The 23,858-nt window shown below is 59.5% G+C and carries 23 protein-coding genes and 2 tRNA genes; 13 read left to right on the top strand and 12 right to left on the bottom strand.

The genetic code is table 11. The annotated features are described in order from the left end of the window. Positions 1 to 43: 43 nt before the first annotated feature. A complete protein-coding gene (dinB, locus tag AC3ITA_RS05975) occupies positions 44 to 1,105 on the bottom strand; it encodes a DNA polymerase IV (RefSeq protein ID WP_095943910.1) in 1,062 nt (353 codons plus the stop codon). A gap of 300 nt (positions 1,106 to 1,405) precedes the next feature. On the opposite strand from dinB, the gene AC3ITA_RS05970 reads away from it, so the two are divergent. The 4 genes from AC3ITA_RS05970 to AC3ITA_RS05955 all read left to right on the top strand — a co-directional run bounded on the left by AC3ITA_RS05970 (position 1,406) and on the right by AC3ITA_RS05955 (position 6,008). Continuing rightward, positions 1,406 to 1,482: transfer RNA gene (locus AC3ITA_RS05970), tRNA-Met, on the top strand. A gap of 232 nt (positions 1,483 to 1,714) precedes the next feature. Next, positions 1,715 to 1,791: transfer RNA gene (locus tag AC3ITA_RS05965), tRNA-Met, on the top strand. 279 nt (positions 1,792 to 2,070) lie between these two features. Then, entirely contained in the window at positions 2,071 to 4,713 is a 2,643-nt protein-coding gene (mprF, locus tag AC3ITA_RS05960; RefSeq protein WP_489279742.1) for a bifunctional lysylphosphatidylglycerol flippase/synthetase MprF, read from the top strand. Beyond that, positions 4,713 to 6,008, top strand: a complete 1,296-nt coding sequence (locus AC3ITA_RS05955) for a virulence factor family protein (RefSeq protein WP_095943908.1) — start codon at positions 4,713 to 4,715, stop codon at positions 6,006 to 6,008. Before mprF ends, AC3ITA_RS05955 begins: the two co-directional genes overlap by 1 nt. Positions 6,009 to 6,177: 169 nt before the next feature. On the opposite strand, the gene AC3ITA_RS05950 is transcribed toward AC3ITA_RS05955, so the two are convergent. Continuing rightward, positions 6,178 to 8,079: a potassium transporter Kup gene (locus tag AC3ITA_RS05950; protein WP_489279741.1), complete on the bottom strand. Its 1,902-nt coding sequence runs from the start codon at positions 8,077 to 8,079 to the stop codon at positions 6,178 to 6,180. 293 nt (positions 8,080 to 8,372) lie between these two features. Here AC3ITA_RS05950 and rimO point away from each other — a divergent pair, with 293 nt between their 5' ends. The 6 genes from rimO (at position 8,373) to tsaA (ending at position 13,628) form a co-directional block, all read left to right on the top strand. Then, positions 8,373 to 9,710 carry a 30S ribosomal protein S12 methylthiotransferase RimO gene (gene rimO / locus AC3ITA_RS05945; RefSeq protein ID WP_008052161.1) on the top strand — a complete coding sequence of 446 codons (1,338 nt, stop codon included), beginning with the start codon at positions 8,373 to 8,375 and terminating at the stop codon, positions 9,708 to 9,710. Positions 9,711 to 9,822: 112 nt separating this feature from the next. Further along, entirely contained in the window at positions 9,823 to 10,296 is a 474-nt protein-coding gene (locus AC3ITA_RS05940; RefSeq protein ID WP_095943906.1) for a GNAT family N-acetyltransferase, read from the top strand. Positions 10,297 to 10,483: 187 nt separating this feature from the next. After that, a complete protein-coding gene (locus AC3ITA_RS05935; protein ID WP_150673130.1) occupies positions 10,484 to 11,194 on the top strand; it encodes an rRNA pseudouridine synthase in 711 nt (236 codons plus the stop codon). Positions 11,195 to 11,269: 75 nt separating this feature from the next. Next, a complete protein-coding gene (locus tag AC3ITA_RS05930; RefSeq protein WP_046816549.1) occupies positions 11,270 to 11,740 on the top strand; it encodes a YehS family protein in 471 nt (156 codons plus the stop codon). Positions 11,741 to 11,971: 231 nt separating this feature from the next. Next, positions 11,972 to 12,742: an SDR family oxidoreductase gene (locus AC3ITA_RS05925; protein WP_057716145.1), complete on the top strand. Its 771-nt coding sequence runs from the start codon at positions 11,972 to 11,974 to the stop codon at positions 12,740 to 12,742. A 187-nt stretch (positions 12,743 to 12,929) separates the two neighbouring features. Continuing rightward, the gene (gene tsaA / locus AC3ITA_RS05920) at positions 12,930 to 13,628 is read left to right on the top strand and encodes a tRNA (N6-threonylcarbamoyladenosine(37)-N6)-methyltransferase TrmO (RefSeq protein ID WP_489279738.1); all 699 of its coding nucleotides are present in this window, start codon (positions 12,930 to 12,932) and stop codon (positions 13,626 to 13,628) included. Between the two features lie 183 nt (positions 13,629 to 13,811). On the opposite strand, the gene fpr is transcribed toward tsaA, so the two are convergent. Beyond that, positions 13,812 to 14,591, bottom strand: coding sequence for a ferredoxin-NADP reductase (gene fpr, locus AC3ITA_RS05915; protein ID WP_008054100.1), 780 nt, complete (start codon positions 14,589 to 14,591; stop codon positions 13,812 to 13,814). A 148-nt stretch (positions 14,592 to 14,739) separates the two neighbouring features. Here fpr and AC3ITA_RS05910 point away from each other — a divergent pair, with 148 nt between their 5' ends. Continuing rightward, positions 14,740 to 15,666 (top strand): LysR family transcriptional regulator, encoded by a 927-nt coding sequence (locus tag AC3ITA_RS05910; RefSeq protein ID WP_489279737.1) that lies wholly within the window; start codon positions 14,740 to 14,742, stop codon positions 15,664 to 15,666. On the opposite strand, the gene AC3ITA_RS05905 is transcribed toward AC3ITA_RS05910, so the two are convergent. The 3 genes from AC3ITA_RS05905 to AC3ITA_RS05895 form a co-directional block, all read right to left on the bottom strand. Then, positions 15,663 to 16,025 (bottom strand): diacylglycerol kinase, encoded by a 363-nt coding sequence (locus AC3ITA_RS05905; protein ID WP_007996906.1) that lies wholly within the window; start codon positions 16,023 to 16,025, stop codon positions 15,663 to 15,665. The genes AC3ITA_RS05910 and AC3ITA_RS05905 overlap by 4 nt on opposite strands. A gap of 75 nt (positions 16,026 to 16,100) precedes the next feature. Then, positions 16,101 to 16,751, bottom strand: coding sequence for a response regulator transcription factor ErdR (gene erdR / locus AC3ITA_RS05900; protein WP_095943901.1), 651 nt, complete (start codon positions 16,749 to 16,751; stop codon positions 16,101 to 16,103). Between the two features lie 218 nt (positions 16,752 to 16,969). Further along, entirely contained in the window at positions 16,970 to 17,728 is a 759-nt protein-coding gene (locus AC3ITA_RS05895) for a tRNA-uridine aminocarboxypropyltransferase (RefSeq protein ID WP_489279734.1), read from the bottom strand. Between the two features lie 189 nt (positions 17,729 to 17,917). Between AC3ITA_RS05895 and AC3ITA_RS05890 the strand changes: the two genes are divergently transcribed. After that, positions 17,918 to 18,340, top strand: a complete 423-nt coding sequence (locus AC3ITA_RS05890) for a PA3611 family quorum-sensing-regulated virulence factor (RefSeq protein WP_150673131.1) — start codon at positions 17,918 to 17,920, stop codon at positions 18,338 to 18,340. On the opposite strand, the gene AC3ITA_RS05885 is transcribed toward AC3ITA_RS05890, so the two are convergent. Then, the gene (locus AC3ITA_RS05885) at positions 18,341 to 18,535 is read right to left on the bottom strand and encodes a hypothetical protein (protein WP_489279732.1); all 195 of its coding nucleotides are present in this window, start codon (positions 18,533 to 18,535) and stop codon (positions 18,341 to 18,343) included. 479 nt (positions 18,536 to 19,014) lie between these two features. On the opposite strand from AC3ITA_RS05885, the gene AC3ITA_RS05880 reads away from it, so the two are divergent. Beyond that, complete coding sequence (locus AC3ITA_RS05880) at positions 19,015 to 20,133, top strand: LOG family protein (protein WP_095943898.1); 1,119 nt, start codon at positions 19,015 to 19,017, stop codon at positions 20,131 to 20,133. A gap of 44 nt (positions 20,134 to 20,177) precedes the next feature. Here the strand turns inward: AC3ITA_RS05880 and recX are convergent, their stop codons facing one another. The 5 genes from recX to AC3ITA_RS05855 form a co-directional block, all read right to left on the bottom strand. Continuing rightward, positions 20,178 to 20,645: a recombination regulator RecX gene (recX, locus tag AC3ITA_RS05875; RefSeq protein ID WP_095943897.1), complete on the bottom strand. Its 468-nt coding sequence runs from the start codon at positions 20,643 to 20,645 to the stop codon at positions 20,178 to 20,180. A gap of 8 nt (positions 20,646 to 20,653) precedes the next feature. Beyond that, entirely contained in the window at positions 20,654 to 21,712 is a 1,059-nt protein-coding gene (gene recA / locus AC3ITA_RS05870) for a recombinase RecA (protein WP_046041172.1), read from the bottom strand. Between the two features lie 83 nt (positions 21,713 to 21,795). Continuing rightward, positions 21,796 to 22,296, bottom strand: coding sequence for a CinA family protein (locus tag AC3ITA_RS05865; protein ID WP_095943939.1), 501 nt, complete (start codon positions 22,294 to 22,296; stop codon positions 21,796 to 21,798). Positions 22,297 to 22,414: 118 nt separating this feature from the next. Then, positions 22,415 to 22,756: a phage holin family protein gene (locus AC3ITA_RS05860; protein WP_095943896.1), complete on the bottom strand. Its 342-nt coding sequence runs from the start codon at positions 22,754 to 22,756 to the stop codon at positions 22,415 to 22,417. A 173-nt stretch (positions 22,757 to 22,929) separates the two neighbouring features. Further along, positions 22,930 to 23,664: a LexA family transcriptional regulator gene (locus AC3ITA_RS05855; protein WP_347912589.1), complete on the bottom strand. Its 735-nt coding sequence runs from the start codon at positions 23,662 to 23,664 to the stop codon at positions 22,930 to 22,932. Positions 23,665 to 23,858 lie beyond the last annotated feature (194 nt).

Raw genomic sequence — 23,858 nt, 5'->3', positions numbered from 1 at the left:
GAGCGAGCCTGCTCGCGAAGAGGCCCGCAAACTCACCACCCAACTACCGCTCAAACAACTCCATCTGCTCGAACCCGCCCCGCAAATCCTCCAGCCGCACGCCGACACCCAGCAACCGCACCGCTTTACCACCGCGATTGAAGGCCTGGGTCAGCATCAACTGATAACTCCCCAGATCCCGCCCTGCCCCGGCCTGCTCCAATGTCGTCTGGGTGAAGTCGTGGAACTTCACTTTGACGAATGGTTTGCCCGGACGATAGCTGCTGTCGATCCGCGCCATGCGACCCGCCAGGGTCTCCAGCAGCTCGGGCAACTTGTCCAGACAGCTCTTCAGGTCCGGCAGATCGACGTCGTAGGTATTTTCGACACTGATCGACTGACGACGACTGTCGTTGTGCACCACGCGGTCATCAATCCCACGGGCCAGGCTCCAGAGTCGCTCGCCAAAGCTGCCGAATTCACGTACCAGTGCCAACTTGTCCCACTCGCGCAATTGCAGGCAATCGGTGATACCCAGCTTGCCGAGCTTGTCGGCGGTGACTTTGCCGACCCCGTGCAACTTGCTCACCGGCAAGCCACTGACAAAGTCCTCGACCTGGTCCGGAGTGATGACAAACAGGCCGTTGGGCTTTTTCCAGTCACTGGCGATCTTGGCCAGAAACTTGTTCGGCGCCACGCCCGCCGACACGGTGATATGCAACTGGTTGGAGACCCGGCGCCGGATGTCCTGGGCGATTCGCGTTGCACTGCCGGCGAAATGCGCGCTGTCCGACACATCGAGGTACGCCTCATCGAGCGAGAGGGGCTCGATGATCTCGGTGTAATCGCGAAAGATCGTGTGAATTTCCCTGGACGCTTCTCTATAGGCGTCCATCCGTGGCTTGACGATGGTCAGGTCCGGGCACAGCTTCAAGGCATGCCCGGAGGACATCGCCGAACGCACCCCGTACGCTCGCGCCTCATAATTGCAGGTAGCGATCACCCCGCGCCGGTCCGCCGACCCACCTACCGCCAGTGGTTTACCGGCGAGGCGTGGGTCGTCGCGCATCTCGATGGCGGCATAGAAACAGTCGCAATCGACGTGGATGATTTTGCGTTGGGTCATAGCAAAGCCGTGTTCATGGCAAAGAAAAGGCGTCATGGCGTGCCGGACAAACAGTATCTCACCGACACCTGTATATAGCACCAGTAGTCTGAATGTTCTTTTTCAATCGTAGGAAGAGTCGATTGTGAATTTATTTTTTCAATCGAAAAATTACTTTCAATAGACGCGCAGGCCTTACGCTACTTGCCTTACAGACCGGTCGACCTCCCATTTTTAACGCTAACCGATTGAACAGGAAGAGGTTTTATCGGAATTGGAGGTTGACACCCGAGCGCATCTCTATAGAATGAGCCACACAGACGCGGGATGGAGCAGTCTGGTAGCTCGTCGGGCTCATAACCCGAAGGTCGTCGGTTCAAATCCGGCTCCCGCAACCAAACATCAAAAAAGGCTACTCGAAAGAGTGGCCTTTTTTGTGCGCGCTCATTTTGTTGCACCGAACGCCGAAACAAGCCCTGGACGCTCAAACAGACCGAAACCGGAAATCGTTCTGATTCCGAAACTTAGGCCACCCCTGCGACCGTTTGACGCGATTCAACATTTATTTGACCTGCTTGCGGATTAACGGTTGACACCCCGGCGTATCTCTATAGAATGCCGCCACACAGACGCGGGATGGAGCAGTCTGGTAGCTCGTCGGGCTCATAACCCGAAGGTCGTCGGTTCAAATCCGGCTCCCGCAACCAAACATCAAAAAAGGCTACTCGAAAGAGTGGCCTTTTTTGTATCTGTTGAAAAAGTCCTTTCGCAACAATGGCCTGTCACTGTGTAGCGAGCTATTCGGGGTCCCCCATGCGCCGAGGCGCCGACTATGCTCCATCACAGCCGGAAGCCTCCACGACTGATAACGCGCCGCCCCTGTTGCCGGGTGATAGGCGTTAATATTTGTGATTATTTTTTTCTACAGGGATTGGTAACTTGGCTGGATACCTCCATCCTGTCGCGCACAATCCAAGAGGTGATTGATGCGCGCCAACTCGTCTGATTCACAAGACACTGTCACAGCGACACAACCGATCAATGCCGAGCGTTTGCGCCTGCTTGATCGATTGAGCAAGTACCGTCAACCCATTGGTCTGGCGGTCACCCTGCTGCTGTTCGCGATCGCGCTGATTGCCTGTCGCCACCTGTTGAGCGAACTCGACCTTGACGCGCTGCACGACTCGATCCTCGAGATTCCGAAACCTGCCTTGATGGGCGCACTGGGCGCGACCGTGGCGGGCTTCATCATTCTGCTCGGCTACGAATGGTCGGCCAGCCGCTATGCCGGGGTGAGCCTGGCACCGCGTGAGCTGGCGCTGGGTGGGTTCACGGCCTTTGCCATCGGCAACGCCATCGGTCTTTCAATGCTGTCGGGCGGTTCTGTCCGCTATCGCCTCTATGCCCGCCATGGCCTGGGAGCGGCTGAAGTCGCCCGCATGACGTTGTTCGCCAGCCTCTCGCTGGGTTGCGCCCTGCCACCGCTGGCTGCCCTGGCGACGCTCAGCGACCTGCCAGCGGCGTCCTCCGCCCTGGGACTCTCCCAGACGTTGTTGGGCGTAGTGGCGACCGCCGTGCTCGTACTGTTTTCCGGGTTGGCCATCGGTATCTACCGTCGTCGGCTGCCGGATCAGCCTTACCCGGACAACCTGCTGGTCAGGGTCGGGCGCCGCACCTTGCGCCTGCCCGGGCGTCGCCTGACCTTCCTGCAATTGGTCATCACCGCCCTGGACGTAGCGGCCGCCGCGACCGTGCTCTATCTGCTGCTGCCGGAAACGCCACCCTTCGGTGCGTTCCTTCTGGTTTACCTGCTGGCCCTGGCCGCCGGCGTGCTCAGCCATGTGCCGGGCGGTGTCGGGGTGTTCGAGGCCATTTTGCTGGCGGCGTTTTCCGACACCCTTGGCACTGCGCCACTGGCGGCTGCCCTGCTGCTCTATCGCTTGATCTATGTGGTCTTGCCCCTGCTGGTGGCCTGCCTGTTGTTGCTGGTCAACGAAGGCCAACGCCTGTTCCAGACACGCCAGACGTTGCGCGCGGCCTCGGGCCTGGCGGCACCGATACTGGCGGTGCTGGTGTTCCTGTCCGGCGTTGTCCTGCTGTTCTCCGGCGCCACCCCGGAAATCGATACCCGCCTGGAACACATCGGTTTTCTGATCCCCCATCGACTGGTCGATGCTTCGCACTTCGGTGCCAGCCTGGTCGGTGTGCTTTGCCTGCTGCTGGCCCAGGGGCTGCGTCGCCGGCTGTCGGCCGCGTGGATGTTGACCACCATTCTGTTGCTGGTCGGCGCCCTGCTCTCGCTGCTCAAAGGCTTCGACTGGGAGGAAGCCAGCCTGATGGTGCTGACGGCGAGCCTGCTGGGGGTATTCCGCCGCTCGTTCTATCGCCCCAGCCGCCTGACCGAAGTACCGTTCTCGCCGTTGTACCTGGTGGCTAGCCTGTGCGTACTCGGTGCGTCGATGTGGCTCCTGCTGTTTGCCTACCAGGACGTTCCGTACAGCCACCAACTCTGGTGGCAGTTCACCCTCGACGCCGACGCCCCTCGCGGCCTGCGCTCTCTGCTCGGGGCTGCCGTGCTGCTAGTGGTGGTGTCCCTGACCTGGTTGCTGCGCACCGCGCGTCCGGTCATTCACCTGCCCACGCCCGACGAACTGGAGCGCGCCAGCAAGATCCTCATGGCATCGGCCCAACCGGATGGCGGCCTGGCCCTGACCGGTGACAAGGCGCTGCTGTTTCACCCCAATGACGAAGCCTTCCTGATGTATGCCCGTCGCGGCCGCAGCCTGGTGGCGTTGTATGACCCGATCGGCCCGGGCCAGCAACGGGCGGAAATGATCTGGCAGTTCCGCGACCTGTGCGACATCCACCACGCCCGTCCCGTGTTCTATCAAGTGCGCGCCGAGAACCTGCCGTACTACATGGACATCGGCCTGACCGCGATCAAGCTCGGCGAAGAAGCCCGGGTCGACCTCAAGCGTTTTGATCTCGAAGCCAAGGGCAAAGAGATGAAGGACCTGCGCTACACCTGGAACCGTGGCACCCGGGACGGCCTGTCCCTGGAAATCCATGAGCCGGGGCAGGCACCGATGGATGAGCTCAAGGTGATTTCCGATGCCTGGCTGACCGGCAAGAACGTCCGCGAGAAAGGCTTCTCGCTCGGCCGCTTCAGCGATGACTACCTCAAGCATTTCCGCATCGCGGTGATTCGCTTTGAAGGACGCCCGGTGGCGTTCGCCAACCTGCTCGAGACCTACGGCCACGACCTGGCCAGCCTCGACCTGATGCGCGCGCACCCGGATGCCCCGAAGCTGACCATGGAATTCATGATGGTCGGCCTGATTCAACATTATAAAAACCATGGATACGCGCGTTTCAGCCTGGGCATGGTGCCGTTGTCGGGGTTGCAACCCCGTCGCGGCGCGCCATTGACCCAGCGCCTGGGCTCGATGGTATTCCGCCGTGGTGAGCAGCTGTACAACTTCCAGGGCTTGCGCCGCTTCAAAGACAAGTTCCAGCCTGATTGGGAACCCCGTTATATGGCCGTGCCCGCCGGACTCGATCCGCTGGTTGCGCTGGCCGACACTGCCGCCCTGATCGCGGGCGGCTTGACCGGATTGGTGAAACGCTGATGATTCAACGCTCCTTGCGGTATGTATTGGGCACGCTGGTGATAGTGGCCCTGATTCTCGGTGGCGGTTTCTGGTACCTGAAACGCCCGGCGCCGGAACCGACCCTCCAATTGCTGACCCCGGCCGAGGGTGCGGCCATGACCCGTGTCATCCCCGGCACCACGCCACACGCCCAGGTGCTGGTGGCGGTCAACGAAGACCAGAAACTCAGCGACAAGCAATTGATCACCCTGAGCCGCAGTGGTTCGGCGCAAATTGTCCAGGTGATCCTGCCCAAGGACTGCCTGCTGCAAAGCCGTGCCCTGCAATCGGGCCTGCGGGAACTCAAAGGCCCGGCGACCCTGGTCAGCGGCATCGGCCCTGGCGCCGTGCTGGCCTGGCGCTGGTTGTCCGAGCAAAAGGACGACAAGGCCTACGCCGTCTCGGTCGACCTGGCCCTGGAAAAGGGCGGCTGCACGCACCTGTTGCCGAAAAGCGCCGCCCACGGCCACTGGCTGGCGGCGTGGAACGACAATCCGGACGATACCAGCGCCGGCTTCGTGCGTGACCAACCGAACGCCGAAACCAGCATCAGCGACTACGACATCAACCTGCCGCAAGTGCTGAACAACGAACTGCGCAAGATCCTCGTCGGCGGCGACAAAGCTGCGGGCGGCCTGCAGATTCCGGTGGTCGAAGTGCCGGCGGGCCAGGCCAGGGACACCGTGACCCTGTTCCTTTCCGGTGACGGCGGCTGGCGCGACCTCGACCGCGACGTGGCGGGCGAAATGGCCAAGATCGGCTACCCGGTGGTCGGCATCGACACCCTGCGCTACTACTGGCAGCACAAGAGCCCGGAACAAAGCGCGCTGGATCTGGCTGAACTGATGCAACACTACCGGCAGAAATGGGGCACCAAGCGCTTCATCCTGACCGGTTACTCGTTCGGCGCGGATGTTCTGCCAGCGATCTACAACCGGCTGGCCGAGTCGGAGCAGCAACGCGTCGACGCGATCATCCTGCTGGCCTTCGCCCGCACTGGCAGCTTCGAGATCGAAGTCGAAGGCTGGCTCGGCAACGCCGGCAAGGAAGCCGCTACCGGCCCGGAAATGGCCAAGCTGCCAGCCGCCAAAGTGGTGTGCATCTACGGCGAAGAAGAAACCGACGAAAGCGGCTGCACCGACAAGACCGCGGTGGGTGAAGCCATCAAGCTGCCTGGCGGCCACCACTTCGACGAGAACTACCCGGCGCTGGCCAAGCGTCTGGTGGATGTGATCGAGAAGCGGCAAGCCAAAGAAGCAGAAGCTCAAGAGTGATCTGAGCCTCGCTGAAGAAAAGCCCCCGCCATCTCACGATAGCGGGGGCTTTTTCATTCAACGCCACAAATCCCTGTAGGAGCGAGCCTGCTCGCGATGGTCTTCAACGATAACGCTGAACACCTGACACCCAGTGGTGATCTCAGGTTCATCGCGAGTAAGCTCGCTCCTACATCTCCACCTGCGTCCCCAGTTCAATCACCCGGTTCAGCGGCAGATTGAAGAAACGCAGATTGCCGTTGGCGTTCTGCAACATGAACGCAAACAACGCCTCACGCCAGCGGGACATGCCTTCGAGCTTGGAGGCGATGACCGTTTCGCGGCTGAGGAAGTAGGTGGTGCGCATCGGGCTGAAGTCCAGCTCTTCGAGATGACACAGTTTCAACGCCTTCGGTACGTCCGGCTCGTCGGTAAAGCCGAAATGCAGAATTACCCGATAGAAACCTTCGCCGTAGGCATCGACCTCGAACCGTCGTGTTGGCGGCACCCGCGGGATGTCTTCGTACACCACCGTCAGCAGCACCACTCGCTCGTGCAGCACCTGGTTATGCAGCAGGTTGTGCAACAGCGCGTGGGGTACGGCATCCGGCCGTGCCGTCAGGAACACCGCAGTGCCCTGAACACGATGTGGAGGCTGTACGGCAATGCTGCTGATGAAGATCGGCAGCGGCAAGCCACCCTCATCGATACGCTCGACCAGCAACTGCTTGCCGCGTTTCCAGGTCGTCATCAGCACAAACAGCGCGAAACCGGCGATGACCGGGAATGCACCGCCTTGAACGATTTTCGGCACGTTGGCGGCGAAGTACACACCGTCGACCAACAGGAAACCCAGCAGAACCGGCACCACCAGTACCGGTGGCCACTTCCACAGCAGCAGGATCACCGCAGACACCAGAATGCTGGTCATCAGCATGGTCCCGGTCACCGCCACACCGTAGGCCGAGGCCAGGGCACCGGAGGATTCGAAACCCAGCACCAATAGCACCACGCCGACCATCAGCGCCCAGTTCACCGCGCCGATGTAGATCTGGCCCTGTTCGGCACTGGAGGTGTGCTGGATGTGCATGCGCGGAATGTAACCGAGCTGGATCGCCTGACGGGTCAGGGAGAACGCACCGGAAATCACCGCTTGCGAGGCAATTACCGTGGCCAGTGTCGACAGGCCGACCAGCGGGAGCAATGCCCAGTTCGGTGCCAGCAGATAGAAGGGGTTACGGGCAGCTTCCGGGTCGCCCAACAGCAAGGCACCCTGACCAAAATAGTTCAACACCAGCGCCGGCAGCACGAGGATGAACCAGGCACGAGCGATCGGCTTGCGGCCGAAGTGGCCCATGTCCGCGTACAGCGCTTCGGCACCGGTCAATGCCAGTACTACAGCGCCGAGAATTGTCACGCCCATGCCCGGATGGACCATGAAGAAACGTACGCCCCATACCGGGTTCATCGCTTCCAGGACTTCCGGGTGCTGGCTGATGCCATAGACGCCCAATGCACCCAGCACAAGGAACCAGGTGACCATGATCGGCCCGAACAGAATGCCGATGCGCGCCGTGCCGTGACGCTGGATCAGAAACAACGCGACAAGTACCACCAGTGACAGCGGCACGACCCAATGGTCGATGCCTTCGAAGGCCAGCCCCAGGCCTTCAATCGCCGACAGTACGGAGATCGCCGGGGTGATCATGCTGTCGCCATAGAACAACGCCGCGCCGATCAGTCCGCAGACCACCAGCAACATGCGCAATTTGGCGTGCCCCGCCGCCGCCCGCCGGGCCAGCGCGGTCAAGGCCATGATCCCGCCTTCGCCCTGGTTGTCGGCGCGCAGTACGAACATCATGTACTTGATCGACACGACCCAGATCAGCGACCAGAAAATGAGTGCCAGGATCCCCAGCACGCCGTCATGGTTGACCGGTACGCCATAGCCACCGGAAAACACTTCCTTGAGGGTGTACAACGGACTGGTGCCGATATCGCCATAAACCACCCCGACTGCCGCGACCAGCATGCCGATCGGCTTGACCGCCGAATGCTCGGCACCTGCAGCCTGACTACTTGCCTGACCCATCCACCACTCCTGATTCTCAGACCCGGGCTTCTTTCAAAGAAGCACTATGCTTTGTCGTGCAGCATGCGCTGTTTTACTTCACGTTACAGACGTTTTGTTGACTGTAAAAAAACAGTAAAGCGTAACGGCGCGAAGCATAACGCAGCACTCGTCGTATTTCCCTGCATAAAGCTGGTCAAGTGAACGACTCATCGCTAGAATTGCGCACTTTTTGATCAGAGGCGCCGTTCAAGCGCCCGTCCGTCGGTTTTGCCCTGCCCGGCAAGCGGCGTCACAAAATACCGAGGTTAGACATGTCCACCACTCCTGCGCCGGCCAATCCAAAGGTTGGCTTCGTATCCCTGGGTTGCCCCAAAGCACTGGTCGACTCCGAGCGCATCCTTACCCAGCTGCGCATGGAAGGCTATGACGTGGTGTCGACCTACCAGGACGCCGACGTCGTGGTAGTCAACACGTGCGGCTTCATCGATTCAGCCAAGGCCGAGTCCCTGGAAGTGATCGGCGAAGCCATCAAGGAAAACGGCAAGGTCATCGTGACCGGCTGCATGGGCGTCGAAGAAGGCAACATTCGCAACGTACACCCGAGCGTGCTGGCCGTGACCGGCCCGCAGCAGTACGAGCAAGTGGTCAACGCCGTGCACGAAGTCGTGCCGCCGCGCCAGGACCACAACCCGCTGATCGACCTGGTGCCGCCTCAAGGCATCAAGCTGACCCCGCGCCACTACGCGTACCTGAAGATTTCCGAAGGTTGCAACCACAGCTGCAGCTTCTGCATCATCCCGTCGATGCGCGGCAAGCTGGTCAGCCGTCCGGTCGGCGACGTGCTCGACGAGGCCCAGCGCCTGGTCAAGTCCGGTGTCAAGGAACTGTTGGTGATCTCCCAGGACACCAGCGCCTACGGCGTCGATGTGAAATACCGCACCGGTTTCTGGAACGGCGCGCCGGTGAAAACCCGCATGACCGAACTCTGCGAAGCCCTGAGCACCCTCGGCGTCTGGGTGCGCCTGCACTACGTTTATCCGTACCCGCACGTTGACGAGCTGATCCCGCTGATGGCCGCCGGCAAGATCCTGCCGTACCTGGACATCCCCTTCCAGCACGCCAGCCCGAAAGTGCTGAAGTCGATGAAACGCCCGGCCTTCGAAGACAAGACCCTGGCCCGCATCAAGAACTGGCGTGAAATCTGCCCGGACCTGATCATCCGTTCGACCTTCATCGTCGGCTTCCCGGGTGAAACCGAAGAAGACTTCCAGTACCTGCTGAACTGGCTGACCGAAGCCCAACTCGACCGCGTCGGCTGCTTCCAGTACTCGCCGGTAGAAGGTGCACCGGCCAATGACCTGGACCTGGAAGTCGTCCCGGACGACGTCAAGCAGGACCGCTGGGAGCGCTTCATGGCGCACCAGCAGGCCATCAGCTCGGCGCGCCTGCAAATGCGCATCGGCCGTGAGATCGAAGTGCTGGTCGATGAAGTCGACGAGCAAGGCGCGGTGGGCCGCTGCTTCTTCGATGCCCCGGAAATCGACGGCAACGTATTCATCGACAACGGCAGCAACCTCAAGCCGGGCGACAAGGTCTGGTGCAAAGTGACCGACGCCGACGAATACGATCTGTGGGCAGAACAGATCTAAACGCAAAAAATACGCAAAGCCCCGCTCTCTAGACGAGATGCGGGGCTTTTTTACGGCTATCGTTTTAGGTTGAAAGGATTCCTATCAACCACTGCACAAGAGGCAGACGGGCATGCGTCAGCATTCGGTCATCCACACGCCGAAACTCGGCGACTACGAAGAATTGACCCGGGTCTGGGAGGCCTCGGTCCGCGCCACCCATGATTTTCTGCCCGACAGCTATATCGAACTGCTAAAGAACCTGGTGCTGACCCGCTACCTCGATTCGGTGATGCTGATCTGCACCAAGGATTCGAACCAGCGCATCACCGGGTTCGCCGGTGTCGCGGCCGGCAAGGTCGAAATGCTCTTCATCGACCCTGACCATCGCGGCCAGGGCCTGGGCAAGAAATTGCTGCGCTATGCCCTGGAACACCTGAACGCCTATGAACTGGACGTCAACGAACAGAACCCGCAAGCCCTGGGCTTTTACTTCAAGCAGGGCTTCGAGGTCATCGGTCGCTCGGAAGTCGATGGCATGGGGCAGCCGTATCCGTTATTGCACATGCGTATGCGTCAAAACCAGCAGCGCTCACAACAGGCCTGACGCCATAGAAACCTGTGGGAGCTGGCCTGCCAGCGATTGCATCATCCTGGTGTATCTGACAAACCGTAGCGTCTGCATCGCTGGCAGGCCAGCTCCCACAGGAAATGCAACCGCATTGAAATGGAACCGGGATTAACCGGCGCCAGGCAGGTACAATGCCCACCCCCTTTTTGTTACGGCCCCTGACATGACTGACCCGATTCGTCTCTCCAAACGCCTCATCGAACTCGTCGGCTGTTCCCGTCGGGAGGCTGAGCTGTTCATCGAGGGCGGCTGGGTCACCGTCGACGGTGTGGTCATCGACGAGCCGCAATTCAAGGTCGAGACCCAGAAAGTCGAGCTTGATCCCGAAGCCAAGGCCACCGCGCCGGAACCGGTGACTCTGCTGCTCAACGTGCCCGCCGGCATGGACGCAGACACCGCCATGGCCACCCTCGGCGCCGAGACGCTGAGCGAAGAGCACCGCTACGGCAAGCGACCGTTGCGCGGGCACTTCCTGCGCCTGACCGCCAGCACCGACCTGCAGGCCAACGCCAGCGGTCTGCTGGTGTTCACCCAGGACTGGAAAATCCTGCGCAAACTCACCGCCGACTCCAGCAAGATCGAGCAAGAGTATGTGGTCGAGGTTGAAGGCGAAATGGTGGCCCACGGTCTGAACCGCCTGAACCACGGCCTGACCTACAAGGGCAAGGAGTTGCCGGCGGTCAAGGCCAGCTGGCAGAACGAGAACCGCCTGCGCTTTGCCATGAAGAACCCGCAGCCGGGCATCATCGCCCTGCTTTGCCAGGCGGTCGGCCTCAAGGTCGTCGCCATCCGTCGCATCCGCATCGGCGGCGTGTCCATCGGCAAAGTGCCGGTGGGGCAATGGCGCTACCTGTCCGGCAAAGAGAAGTTCTAAGGCTTTTCTCGCCGCCACACATTTCGGCGCCGCGCCTGGCCGCGACGCCCACAGCTGAATATCAGGACTGCACACATGATTCATAACGACGTACTGCGCAGCGTGCGCTACATGCTCGACATCAGCGACAAGAAAGTCATCGAGATCATCAAGCTCGGCGGCATGGACGTGACCCTGCCGGACCTGCTGACCTACCTCGACAAGAAAGAGGAAGACGAGGAAGGTTTCGTACGCTGCCCGGACGAAGTCATGGCGCACTTCCTCGACGGCCTGGTGATCTTCAAGCGCGGCAAGGACGAAAGCCGTCCGCCGCAGCCGATCGAAGTGCCGGTGACCAACAACATCATCCTGAAAAAGCTGCGGGTGGCGTTCGAGCTCAAAGAAGACGACATGCACGCGATCCTCAAGGCCGCCGAGTTTCCGGTGTCCAAGCCAGAGCTGAGCGCACTGTTCCGCAAGTTCGGCCACACCAACTATCGCCCGTGCGGCGACCAGTTGCTGCGCAATTTCCTCAAGGGCCTGACCCTGCGCGTTCGGCCGCAATAAACCTCAGGCTGATTGCTACCCCTGTAGGAGCGAGCTTGCTCCGGGCGGCGTTCCGACGATGGACTCAAGAGCGCCGTGTTTAGCCAGTAAATACGCGTTATCGTTACCGACCATCGCGAGCAAGCTCGCTCCTGCCAGGGCCGAATGGCTTCCCATTCCGCACAAAAATAGTGGCTCCGCTTCTGGCGGCTGACGACTAGGGTGTAAAGACCTCAGCTCTCAGGATTTGCCATGCATCCCTACTTTTCCCTGCAAGGCCGCACCGCCTTGGTGACCGGCGGCACCCGTGGTATCGGCAAGATGATCGCCAAGGCTTACGTCGAGGCGGGCGCCACCGTGTACGTCTGCGCCCGCGACGTCGAAGCCTGCCAGCAAACCGCCGACGAACTCGGTGCACTTGGCCGCTGCCGCGCCATCGCGGCGAACCTGGCCACCGAAGAGGGCGTCCTGCAACTGGCCACGCGCCTGGGCGAGCAGATCACACATCTGGACATCCTGGTGAACAATGCCGGCACCACCTGGGGCGCACCGTTGGAGAGCTACCCGATCAAGGGCTGGGAAAAAGTCATGCAGCTCAACGTGACCTCGGTGTTCAACTGCATCCAGCAGTTCCTGCCCCTGCTGCGTAAGGCCGGTTCCGAAGCGAATCCGGCGCGGATCATCAACATCGGATCGGTGGCCGGGATTTCCTCCTTCGGCGAGCAAGCGTATGCCTACGGGCCGAGCAAGGCTGCGTTGCATCAACTGTCGAGGATTCTGGCGCGGGAGCTGGTCAGCCAACACATCAACGTCAACGTGATCGCGCCGGGGCGTTTTCCGAGCAAGATGACTCAGCACATTGGCAATGATGAGCAGGCACTTGCACAGGATACGGCGCTGATTCCAATGAAGCGCTGGGGGCGCGAGGAAGAGATGGCAGCGCTGGCGATCAGCCTGGCGAGTACTGCAGGGGCCTATATGACCGGGAATATCATTCCGCTGGATGGCGGGTTCAGCCTCTGAAATCGGCGGTGCGGCTTTCGCGAGCAGGCTCGCTCCCACAGGGGATTTGTGGTGGACAGAAAACAGAAGAGCGCCCCCGAATCAATGTGGGAGCGAGCCTGCTCGCGATAACGGACTGACCGGCGCCACCGGGCCAGAGGCCGTGTGGGTTATCATGCCAGCCTTAATTCCACCTCGACCCCAAACCATGACCTACAGCGTTTCCCCCATCGGCTTCGTGCGCTCCTGCTTCAAGGAAAAGTTCGCCATTCCGCGCCAACCGCAACTGGCCCCGGCCGCCCGTGGGGTGCTGGAACTGGTGGCGCCGTTCGATCAAGGGGACGCGGTACAAGGTCTGGAGCAAGTCAGCCATGTGTGGCTGTTGTTCCTGTTCCACCAGGCCCTGGAGGAAAGGCCTCGCCTGAAAGTCCGCCCTCCTCGCCTCGGCGGCAATAAGTCCATGGGTGTATTCGCCACCCGCGCCACCCACCGCCCCAATGGCATTGGGCAGTCGGTGGTGAAACTGGACAAGGTCGAAGCCGGCCGGTTGTGGATCTCGGGCATCGATCTGCTGGATGGCACACCGATTCTCGATATCAAACCCTACGTGCCCTACGCCGACATCATCGACACAGCCTCTAACAGCATCGCCAGCGCCGCGCCGCAACTGATTCCCGTGCAGTGGACGGGCACAGCGCTGCAACAGGCTCACGGGCATTCCCAACGCCTTGCAGAGCCTTTGGTCGAGTTGATCGAGCAGTGCCTGGCGCAGGATCCGCGCCCGGCCTATCAAACCCCTGCGCCCGAGCGGGAGTACGGCGCACAGTTCTGGGATGTCGATGTGCGCTGGCATTACCCGACACCGGAGCTGATACGCGTGCTGGAAGTCATTCCCGCAAAAGGCTGAACGCCGGAAACGAATAAGCCCGCATGACCTTCCCAAGTCATGCGGGCTTTTCAGTTGCGCTGCAAATCTACTGTAGGAGCGAGCCTGCCCGCGAAAAACCTGAGGACGCCGCTGGGTATCAAGCTTCCCGCGTTATCGTTGACCTCCATCGCGAGCAGGCTCGCTCCTACAAGTGACCTGCGGTCACTTCTCGACGAACGCTCGCTCGATCAGGTAATCACCCGGCTCGCGCATCCGCGGCGAAACCTTCAGGCCGAAGCTGTTCAGCACTTCGCTGGTCTCGTCGAGCATGCTCGGGCTGCCGCACAGCATGGCGCGGTCGTCCTGCGGGTTGATCGGTGGCAGACCGATGTCGCTGAACAGCTTGCCGCTGCGCATCAGGTCGGTCAGGCGACCTTCATTCTCGAACGGCTCGCGGGTCACGGTCGGGTAGTAGATCAACTTGTCACGCAGCGCGTCACCGAAGAACTCGTTCTGCGGCAGGTGCTCGGTGATGAACTCGCGGTAAGCGACTTCGTTGACGTAACGCACGCCGTGGCACAGGATCACTTTTTCGAAACGCTCGTAGGTTTCCGGGTCCTGGATAACGCTCATGAACGGCGCCAGGCCGGTACCGGTGCTGAGCAGGTACAAATGTTTGCCAGGCTTCAAGTCATCCAGTACCAGCGTGCCGGTAGGCTTCTTGCTGATGATGATCTCGTCGCCTTCCTTCAGATGCTGCAACTGCGAAGTCAGCGGACCATCAGGCACCTTGATGCTGAAGAACTCGAGATGCTCTTCCCAGTTCGGGCTGGCAATCGAGTAAGCGCGCATAAGCGGGCGGCCGTTGGGCTGTTGCAGGCCGATCATCACGAACTGACCGTTCTCGAAGCGCAGGCCCGGATCACGGGTGCACTTGAAGCTGAACAGAGTGTCGTTCCAGTGGTGAACACTGAGGACACGCTCGTGGTTCATGTTGCTCATGTACGTGGGACTCCTGGAGATTGGTCTGCGCGTGTTCGGCGCCTGCTCTGCAAAAAAAGCCAGCTCTGCGCAATTGCATCGCATTCTAAAGGCAGAGACAATATCTGTTAAATGGATTATTAAGATAAGGGTTATCGGTTATATCGATATGCGATTTACTCTCCGTCAACTTCAAGTATTCGTCGCCGTCGCCCAGCAGGAAAGTGTGTCCCGTGCCGCGGACCTGCTCAACCTCTCGCAATCGGCGGCGAGCACCTCGATCACCGAACTGGAGCGCCAGTGCAGCTGCCAGTTGTTCGACCGTGCCGGCAAACGCCTGAGCCTCAACGCCCTCGGTAAACAGCTGTTACCGCAAGCGGTGGCGCTGCTGGACCAGGCCAAGGAAATCGAAGACCTGCTCAATGGCAAGTCCGGGTTCGGCTCGCTGGCCGTGGGCGCCACCCTGACCATCGGCAATTACCTGGCCACATTGTTGATCGGCAGTTTCATGCAGCGCCACCCGGAAAGCCAGGTGAAGCTGCATGTGCAGAACACTGCCAATATCGTGCAGCAAGTGGCCCACTATGAAATTGATCTGGGTCTAATCGAAGGCGACTGCAGCCACCCGGACATCGAAGTGCAAAGCTGGGTCGAGGACGAACTGGTGGTGTTTTGCGCGCCCCAGCATCCGTTGGCCAAGCGCGGCACGGCCACCATGGACGAGTTGAGCCACGAAGCCTGGATCTTGCGCGAACAGGGCTCGGGCACGCGGTTGACCTTCGACCAAGCCATGCGCCATCACCGCACTTCGTTAAACATCCGCCTCGAGCTTGAGCACACCGAAGCGATCAAACGCGCGGTGGAATCAGGCTTGGGGATTGGCTGCATTTCCAGGCTGGCTTTGCGCGACGCATTCCGCCGCGGCAGCCTGGTGCCTGTCGAGACGCCGGATCTGGATCTGGCGCGACAGTTTTATTTCATCTGGCATAAACAGAAATATCAGACCTCGGCGATGCGCGAATTCCTCGATCTGTGCCGCGCTTTCACCGCCGGGGTTCAGCGCAGCGACGAGATCGTGCTGCCGACGATCGCTTAAAGCAGGATCACCGCCCACACCAGGGCAATCATGCTCAATGCCACGAACTGGGCGGCACTGCCCATGTCCTTGGCATTTTTGGACAGCGGGTGCCGCTCGAGGGAAATGCGGTCGATGGCCGCTTCCACGGCCGAGTTGAGCAACTCGACGATCAACGCCAGCAGGCAGACCGCGATCAACAACGCCCGTTCGACCCGGCTGACATTCAGGAAGAATGACAAAGGAATCAGGATGACATTGAGCAATACCAATTGCCGAAAGGCGGCTTCACCGGTGAAGGCTGCGCGCAGGCCGTCCAGCGAATAACCGGAAGCATTGAGAATACGTTTCAGGCCGGTCTGGCCTTTGAAAGGTGACATAGAGTGGGCAACTGGCAAAAAAGAAGTGGGAAAGCTAGTTCAACCAAAGTCAAAAAAGCGTGAATTTGCCAGCCTTTAATGGCTGGAAATTGACTCAAGTTGTTGCAGGAGCAGCGCAGCCTGGGTTCGGGTCCGCACATTCAGTTTACGGAAAATCGCGGTCACGTGCGCCTTGATAGTGGCCTCGGAAACGCTCAGTTCGTAGGCGATCTGCTTGTTCAGCAAGCCTTCACAGACCATGGTCAGCACCCGAAATTGTTGCGGAGTCAGGCTGGCAAGACCTTCGCTGGCCGCCTTGGCCTCATCCGAGACGCTGACCGCTTCGAACGCCTGCGGCGGCCAGAACACGTCGCCATCGAGGACTGCACGCACGGCCTTCTGGATCACACTCAAGTCGCTGGATTTGGGAATGAAGCCACTGGCGCCGAACTCACGAGACTTGACCATGATGGTCGCCTCTTCCTGGGCCGAGACCATGACCACCGGAATCTGCGGGTACTGGCCGCGCAGCAGGACCAGCCCGGAAAAACCGTAGGCCCCTGGCATGTTCAGGTCCAGCAACACCAGATCCCAATCGGACTTTTCGGTCAGGCGGACTTCCAGTTCGGCGATGCTCGCCACTTCCACCAGACGGACGCCCGGGCCAAGGCCCAGGGTCAGCGCTTGATGCAAGGCACTACGGAAAAGTGGGTGGTCATCGGCAATCAGGATTTCGTATGTGGCCATTTTTCAAATGATCCTGTTTTTCATGGGACGCCCGATGCATTCGGACCTCGCCAAAGCAAGTCAAGACACAGCCACGGAGCTGTACTGACAAGGCGCGCTCAACGCAAAAAACGGCGTCGAAAATTCCGGCCGCACCCTAATCGGCGCCAAGCATGCCCAGCGAAGCCGGGGTGGTCAAGCAGCATGGCCGGTACACTTTATTGCAGTATGCGCGACAATCAGTCCATCAATGGGGTGGCCGGCTGAACATAGGGCATCAACTCGGCGTGCGCCGGGGTCGAAACGTTCATCTCCAACTGGTGTTTGGCGTCGAGGTAATGCTGGCTGAACACATCGAAGTAGGCATCCAGCGCCGACGCCGCGGCGACATCGCCTGCAAGGTCGAGGCACAGCGCCGCCACTTCCGCCGTGCACAAATGCTCACTGCGGGTGGAGCGGCGCAACCTGTAGCGGGAGAGTTTCTCCGGAAGCAGGCTGAGGATCGGCAGTCGGTCGAAATAGGGGCTCTTGCGAAAGATCTTCCGTGCTTCGGTCCAGGTCGCATCCAACAGAATGAACAGCGGGCGCTTCGTGCCATCGACATCCACGCTGTTTGTCACGCGCTCAGGTTCGACGTACTCACCTGGAAACACCAGGTAAGGCTGCCATTGCGGGTCGGACAACAGCGCCAGCAACTTCGGATCGATTTCGGTACGAGACCAGATGAAGGCGTGGTTGTCAGGTACCACGTCGGCGATCAGCCAACCAGTGTTGCTCGGCTTGAACACTTCCTTGTTGGTCATGATCAGGCACACGCCGGAGCGGGTAGCGACCTGCGGACGCCACGCGCACAGGCAGTGACTCTCGATCACCCGGCAGTCACGGCAGCGCGGCGCGCGCCAGCCACGGGCCTGAATCGGCTTGATGCCCTCCTCCTTACGCTGATCGCGCAAGCGGGCTACGGCATTCAAGGCAAAGCGCGCGGGGGTATGACTCATAGCGGGCAACGCCCACACAGAAGGGAAATCGACACGAAAAACACTCGACAGGGTAAAAAGTGCCAGCAGTTTACCAGAGCGCCCGGCGCAAGCCTGTACCGTCCAGCCCGGCTCCCCTATAATTCGCCGCCACTGAACGCACAGCCACGTGACGGGTCCAACCCCGCATCACTGAACCAGGAGAGTTTCATGCTGCGCCTTATCGTTCCTACCGCGGCCATTTTGCTGGCGTCGTCCTTCAGCGCCCAGGCTGCGTCCTTGAAAGACACGGAACTGAACAAAATGCTGCAAAACGTCGCCACCCAGAGCAGCGTCGGCACTCCTCGAGCGATCAACGAAGACATTCTCGATCAAGGCTACACCGTTGACGGCAAACAGCTGATCAACCACCTGAGCGTGCAGAGCAGCCATGCCGACAAAATGCGTGCAGACCCGAAAGCCGTGTACTTCCAGTTGGGGGCTTCTGTCTGCCGAAACGAAGGGTTTCGCAAGCTGATGGCCAGAGGCGCAATCATGCGTTACGACTTCACCGAGGTGAAGACCAACCGCCCGGTCGGCTCCGCAAGCTTCCAGGAATCGGATTGCCTGCAACCGGCCAAGAAGAAAAAGTAATCACCTGGAATTGGCGCGCCGCTGTTCATCTTCGGCGCGCAGTTCCGCCAGCAGCGCCTGCAAGTAATGTGAACGACGCTCGCCACCGCGCAAACGTCGGCAGCACTCCTCTTCGAGACTCAAATGATGAGTCTCGGCTGATGACTTCAGCAATCGATACAGTTGCGCATCGATCTCCAGAACGACTCTGGCCATGGTTTCCCGCCTCCCTGCACTTCACTCATGTCTGAGTGATAAATCCTTGAATCGCTTGTACCGTGCGCCTTGCCGTTGACGCAAAGTTGTCGTGTTGCACCTGTAACTTAGTAAATCAGAGTGCAGCACATACGACGTACGTTCAGACGAGCGGTGAAAGCACCTTGCAAATCGTCAATAAGCGGTTGCCAGGAAAGACTTTGTGGCGCAATGATCAAGACAGCGCAAATCACTGTAAGAGTCTGGATTTCAGGGTATCCACGTTCACTTTTTCAGGGCTGGAAAGGGGCTGGCCGTCGCTTGTCATGCAGTGCGAACTTTTTTCATCCAAGGGAAAACAGAGCCTGTTTGGATGATCCGATGCCTTTCGGGTCAAGTAGATCGCCCTGGCATGGGCCTGGGCAGACGGCGACACATGAAGTGTCGTGGCACCGGCTTACGTTGTCGGGCCGAGGGTTCTGTGCAGAAGGAGAAGCTGAATGCCTTACCAACCGAATGACCTCCTGAGCCGTCATTTCGAAGAAAGCGGCCACGACCTCATCAGCAAGGTTGAAGAACAACTCAAGCTGATTTCACCCAACAGCCCGAACACCCCGATCTACCGCGACATGATCCTGACCGTGCTGCGCATGGCCCAGGAAGACCACAACCGCTGGAATGCCAAAATCACCCTTCAAGCCCTGCGCGAACTGGAACAGGCTTTCCGCGTGCTCGAACAATTCAAGGGGCGGCGCAAGGTCACTGTTTTCGGCTCGGCCCGTACCCCCGTGGAACATCCGCTCTACAGCATGGCCCGGGAACTCGGCGCTGCGCTGGTGCGCTCGGACATGATGGTCATTACCGGTGCCGGTGGCGGCATCATGGCCGCCGCCCACGAGGGTGCCGGCCTGACACATAGCCTGGGCTTCAACATCACCCTGCCCTTCGAGCAGCATGCCAATCCCACTGTCGACGGCACGACCAACCTGCTGCCCTTCCACTTCTTCTTCACCCGCAAGTTGTTCTTCGTCAAGGAAGCCGATGCCCTGGTGCTGTGCCCGGGTGGTTTCGGTACGCTGGATGAAGCGCTGGAAGTGCTGACGTTGATCCAGACCGGCAAGAGTCCATTGGTGCCCGTGGTGCTGCTCGACGCGCCGGGCGGCAAATTCTGGAAAGGCGCACTGGACTTCATTCACCAGCAACTGGAGGAAAACCACTACATCCTGCCCACTGACATGAAGTTGGTGAAACTGGTCTACAACGTCGAAGAAGCGGTAGAGCACATCAACCAGTTCTACAGCAACTTCCACTCCAGTCGCTGGCTCAAGCATCAGTTCCTGATTCGCATGAATCACACACTCAGCGACCACGCACTCGAACACATGCAGGAGGCTTTCGCCGACCTGTGCCTGAGTGATCATTTCCATCAGTGCACTTACAGCGGCGAGGAACACGACGAAGCCGAATTCAGCCATCTGGCGCGGCTGGTCTTCAACTTCAACGCCCGCAATCATGGCCGTCTGCGCGAGCTTGTGGACTACATCAACCTGCCGGAAAACTGGGCACATTCAACCCCCCAAGTGCAGCAACGCACGCGGGAGCCGTCAAAGGTTACGTGAGGCATAAAAAACGGCCCGTTATCGAAATAGCAGGCCGTTTCAGTTCAATCGTCCATCCCTCGACCGCTGAACAGGCGGTTGATCATTTCCATGGAGTATCCCCGATACGCCAGGAACCGGCCTTGTTTGGCTCGCTCCCGGGCGTCTGCCGGCAATTGCCCAGAGAACTTGCGCCGCCAGGTATCGATCAATTGCTCCTGCCAGTCGATACCACTCTCACGAAGGGCGAGTTCAATATCGGCACGCTGCAGACCACGCTGGCCCAACTCTTCACGAATGCGTAAAGGGCCATAACCGGAACGGGCGCGGTAGGAAACGAAACTTTCGAGATAACGGGTTTCGGACAACAACCCCTCTTCCGTCAATCGGTCGAGGGCTGTTTCGATCATTTCAGGGAGGGCGCCGCGCTGACGCAGTTTACGTGTCAGCTCGACACGACCGTGCTCGCGTCGTGCGAGCAGGTCCATTGCGGTTCGCCGCACCGCGACGAGTGTATCTAGTACGGCGGTCATTGCTTCGATCAGATATCAGCGTCAGCCAGGTCGTCTTCGGTCTCTTTGACCGCAGAAGCTTTGGCGTCGGCTACCGACGAAGGGGACAGCAGCTTGTCACGCAGTTGCTTCTCCAGCTTTGCCGCGACTTCCGGGTTGTCTGCCAGGAACTTGGCCGAGTTGGCCTTGCCCTGACCGATCTTGGTGCCTTCATAGGCATACCAGGCACCGGACTTCTCGACGAAACCGTGCAGAACACCCAGGTCGATCATCTCACCGTTGAGGTAGATGCCCTTGCCGTAAAGAATCTGGAACTCGGCCTGACGGAACGGCGAAGCCACCTTGTTCTTCACAACCTTGACGCGGGTTTCGCTACCGACGACCTCATCACCTTCTTTCACCGCGCCGGTACGACGGATGTCCAGACGAACCGATGCGTAGAACTTCAGTGCGTTACCACCGGTGGTGGTTTCCGGGCTACCGAACATCACACCGATTTTCATACGGATCTGGTTGATGAAGATCACCAGGCAGTTGGCGTTCTTGATGTTACCGGTGATTTTACGCAGCGCCTGGGACATCAGACGGGCTTGCAGGCCCACGTGCATATCACCCATTTCACCTTCGATTTCAGCCTTTGGTACCAGGGCGGCCACGGAGTCGACAATGATCACGTCAACCGCGTTGGAACGCACCAGCATGTCGGTGATTTCCAGAGCCTGTTCACCGGTGTCCGGCTGGGAAACCAGCAGGTCGTCGACGTTGACGCCCAGCTTGCCGGCGTATTCAGGGTCGAGGGCGTGCTCGGCGTCGACGAATGCGCAGGTCGCACCGGCTTTTTGAGCCTGGGCGATCACGGACAAGGTCAGCGTGGTTTTACCGGAAGATTCAGGACCGTAGATTTCAACAATACGGCCTTTTGGCAGGCCGCCGATGCCAAGAGCGATGTCCAGACCCAGAGAGCCAGTGGAGATGGCCGGGATCGCCTGACGATCCTGATCGCCCATACGCATTACGGCACCCTTGCCGAATTGACGTTCGATCTGACCCAGGGCCGCAGCCAAGGCTTTCTTCTTGTTGTCGTCCATTAAAGTCCTCACGTAATCAATAAGGCCTGACGGCCAACACCTGTATAAGTAGCCAGTATTATTCCACAGCGATTCCGGATCGCCTACCCCTGATTTGAGATTTCTGCCGCGGCATACCGCAGCAGCCCCTCTAGCGCGGCCTTCACCGTTTGTCGGCGGACGTCGTCGCGATTACCCGGGAAGTGCTGCTGCTCACAGAACACTTGGTCTCCAACGCCCCAGGCCAGCCAGACCGTGCCAACCGGCTTGTTCGCCGTTCCACCATCCGGCCCGGCGATACCACTGACCGCCACGGAGAAATACGCGCTGTTTTTCTTCTGTGCCCCCCGGACCATGGCCTCGACCACCTCGCGGCTGACCGCGCCCACGGTGGTGAACAACTCCACCGGGACATCCAGTTGCAGGGTTTTCTGCCGGTTGGAGTAGGTGACATAACCGGCCTCGAACCAGGCCGAACTCCCCGGGATACGGGTGATTGCCTCGGCGATGCCACCGCCGGTGCAGGACTCCGCCGTGGTGACATGGGCATTGAGAACCTGCAGGCGTCTGCCAAGTTCGGCGGCGAGCTGGGTGATTTCGTTCACGGTCATCTCCTGATCGGGCGGGATGAGGTTAAACGTACACGAGCAGACCGCACTTGCAAGCGACAGGAGCGATCAAAATGTAAGGAATCGAAGGCTCTGGAAAGGGACTGTCGGAGAATCAATCGTCCACGTCACCGGACGGAACATGACCGATCCCCATACGCTTGGCCACCCAACGCTCATACAACCCTAAAACGACGTCTGTCCCGGCCATCGCCGCCAAGCAACCACCCGCACAGGCAGCCCAGATGGAAACATTGGCGGCGTGCAGCAGCATGATGACCGAAGCGCCACAGATCATGCTGGAGCCAGACCGCAGGCCCAGGCGCCGGACAAGGGGCCAGCCGCGAACGCCCTCTTTATCGGCACGCCACATTTCACCGGTAACGCCACCGAGTATCGGCAAGCTGATGACCAGCCACAGAGGCATGTCCAGCAACGCATATTGCTCAGCGGTCATTTCATGCCTCCTTGAGTGAACGATCACACCGCGTTCTTGAATGGACAGGCAATCAGATTATGCATTAATGCATATACAGTCAATGCATTAACGCATTGAAGAGGTGATCCAATGTTTTCAGCACGCGAAAAAAACCCGCTCCGGAAAGCGGGTTTTATCTGAGCGCAGGGGTGTTAACGGGCGTACATGCCCCACCAAAAGACATGCCCGAGGATAACGATCGGCTCCTCCTGGACTTCCTGAAAGGTGTAATCCTCGTCTGGATGCTCGTCTCGATTGAAGCTACGCAAACGAATCCCGGACGGCAGCCGATACAACTGCTTCACCCGCAACTGGCCGTTGTGATTGATTGCATAAAGGTCGCCGTCAACGATATCGCCAATACCGCATTTGCCGGCATTGACCCCGACCGTGGCGCCGTCGCGCAGCACCGGCAACATACTGTTGCCCCGTACTGTCACGCATTTGGCCTGGTCGAACTGCACACCGTTATGGCGCAGGCTTCGCTTGCCGAAACGCAGGCTAGAGCGCTCGCTTTCTTCGATGACGAATCTTCCTGATCCAGCAGCCAATTCAACCTCGCGAAGAAAGGGGACCGACACCTCGTCGTCATCGACAGGGGTATCGTCATCCCACAGACTTATATCCTTGAGTTCCGAATGCACGGGAGCCCGCCCGGCATTAGCGGCAGACGAGACGTCCGCGCGGCCACGCAACTGGTCGGTGCTCAAGGAAAAATACTCGGCGATCTTCGAAATATGTTTATCCGAAGGATCGACGATCTTCCCGCTGAGAATGCGCGAGAGCGTGGATTGAGGCACGCCGGTACGACGGTGAAGCTCCGTGGGGGAGATCCCGTGCTGATCGAGCAATGCCCTTAATACGGTAGATACGTTGCGTTTATGCATAAACCACATACTGCTTGCTCTTCTCGAAGAAGACAATGCCGATTTGCATAATCGATGCATAACAAGATTTTTGCATCGTAAAAGATGTCACCCGGCCGTGGTGCCTGCGTCGGGCAGACCGCCCATGGTAACCTTGCGCCCATCGCGGAAAAGCCCGGCCATTGCCTCGCTTTTGCCCCACCTCTTTCAATGAG

This window comes from Pseudomonas sp. GL_090 (assembly GCF_057837765.1).
The sequence above is the reverse complement of the archived record's forward strand: the minus strand, read 5'-3'. Positions and strand labels throughout refer to the sequence as shown.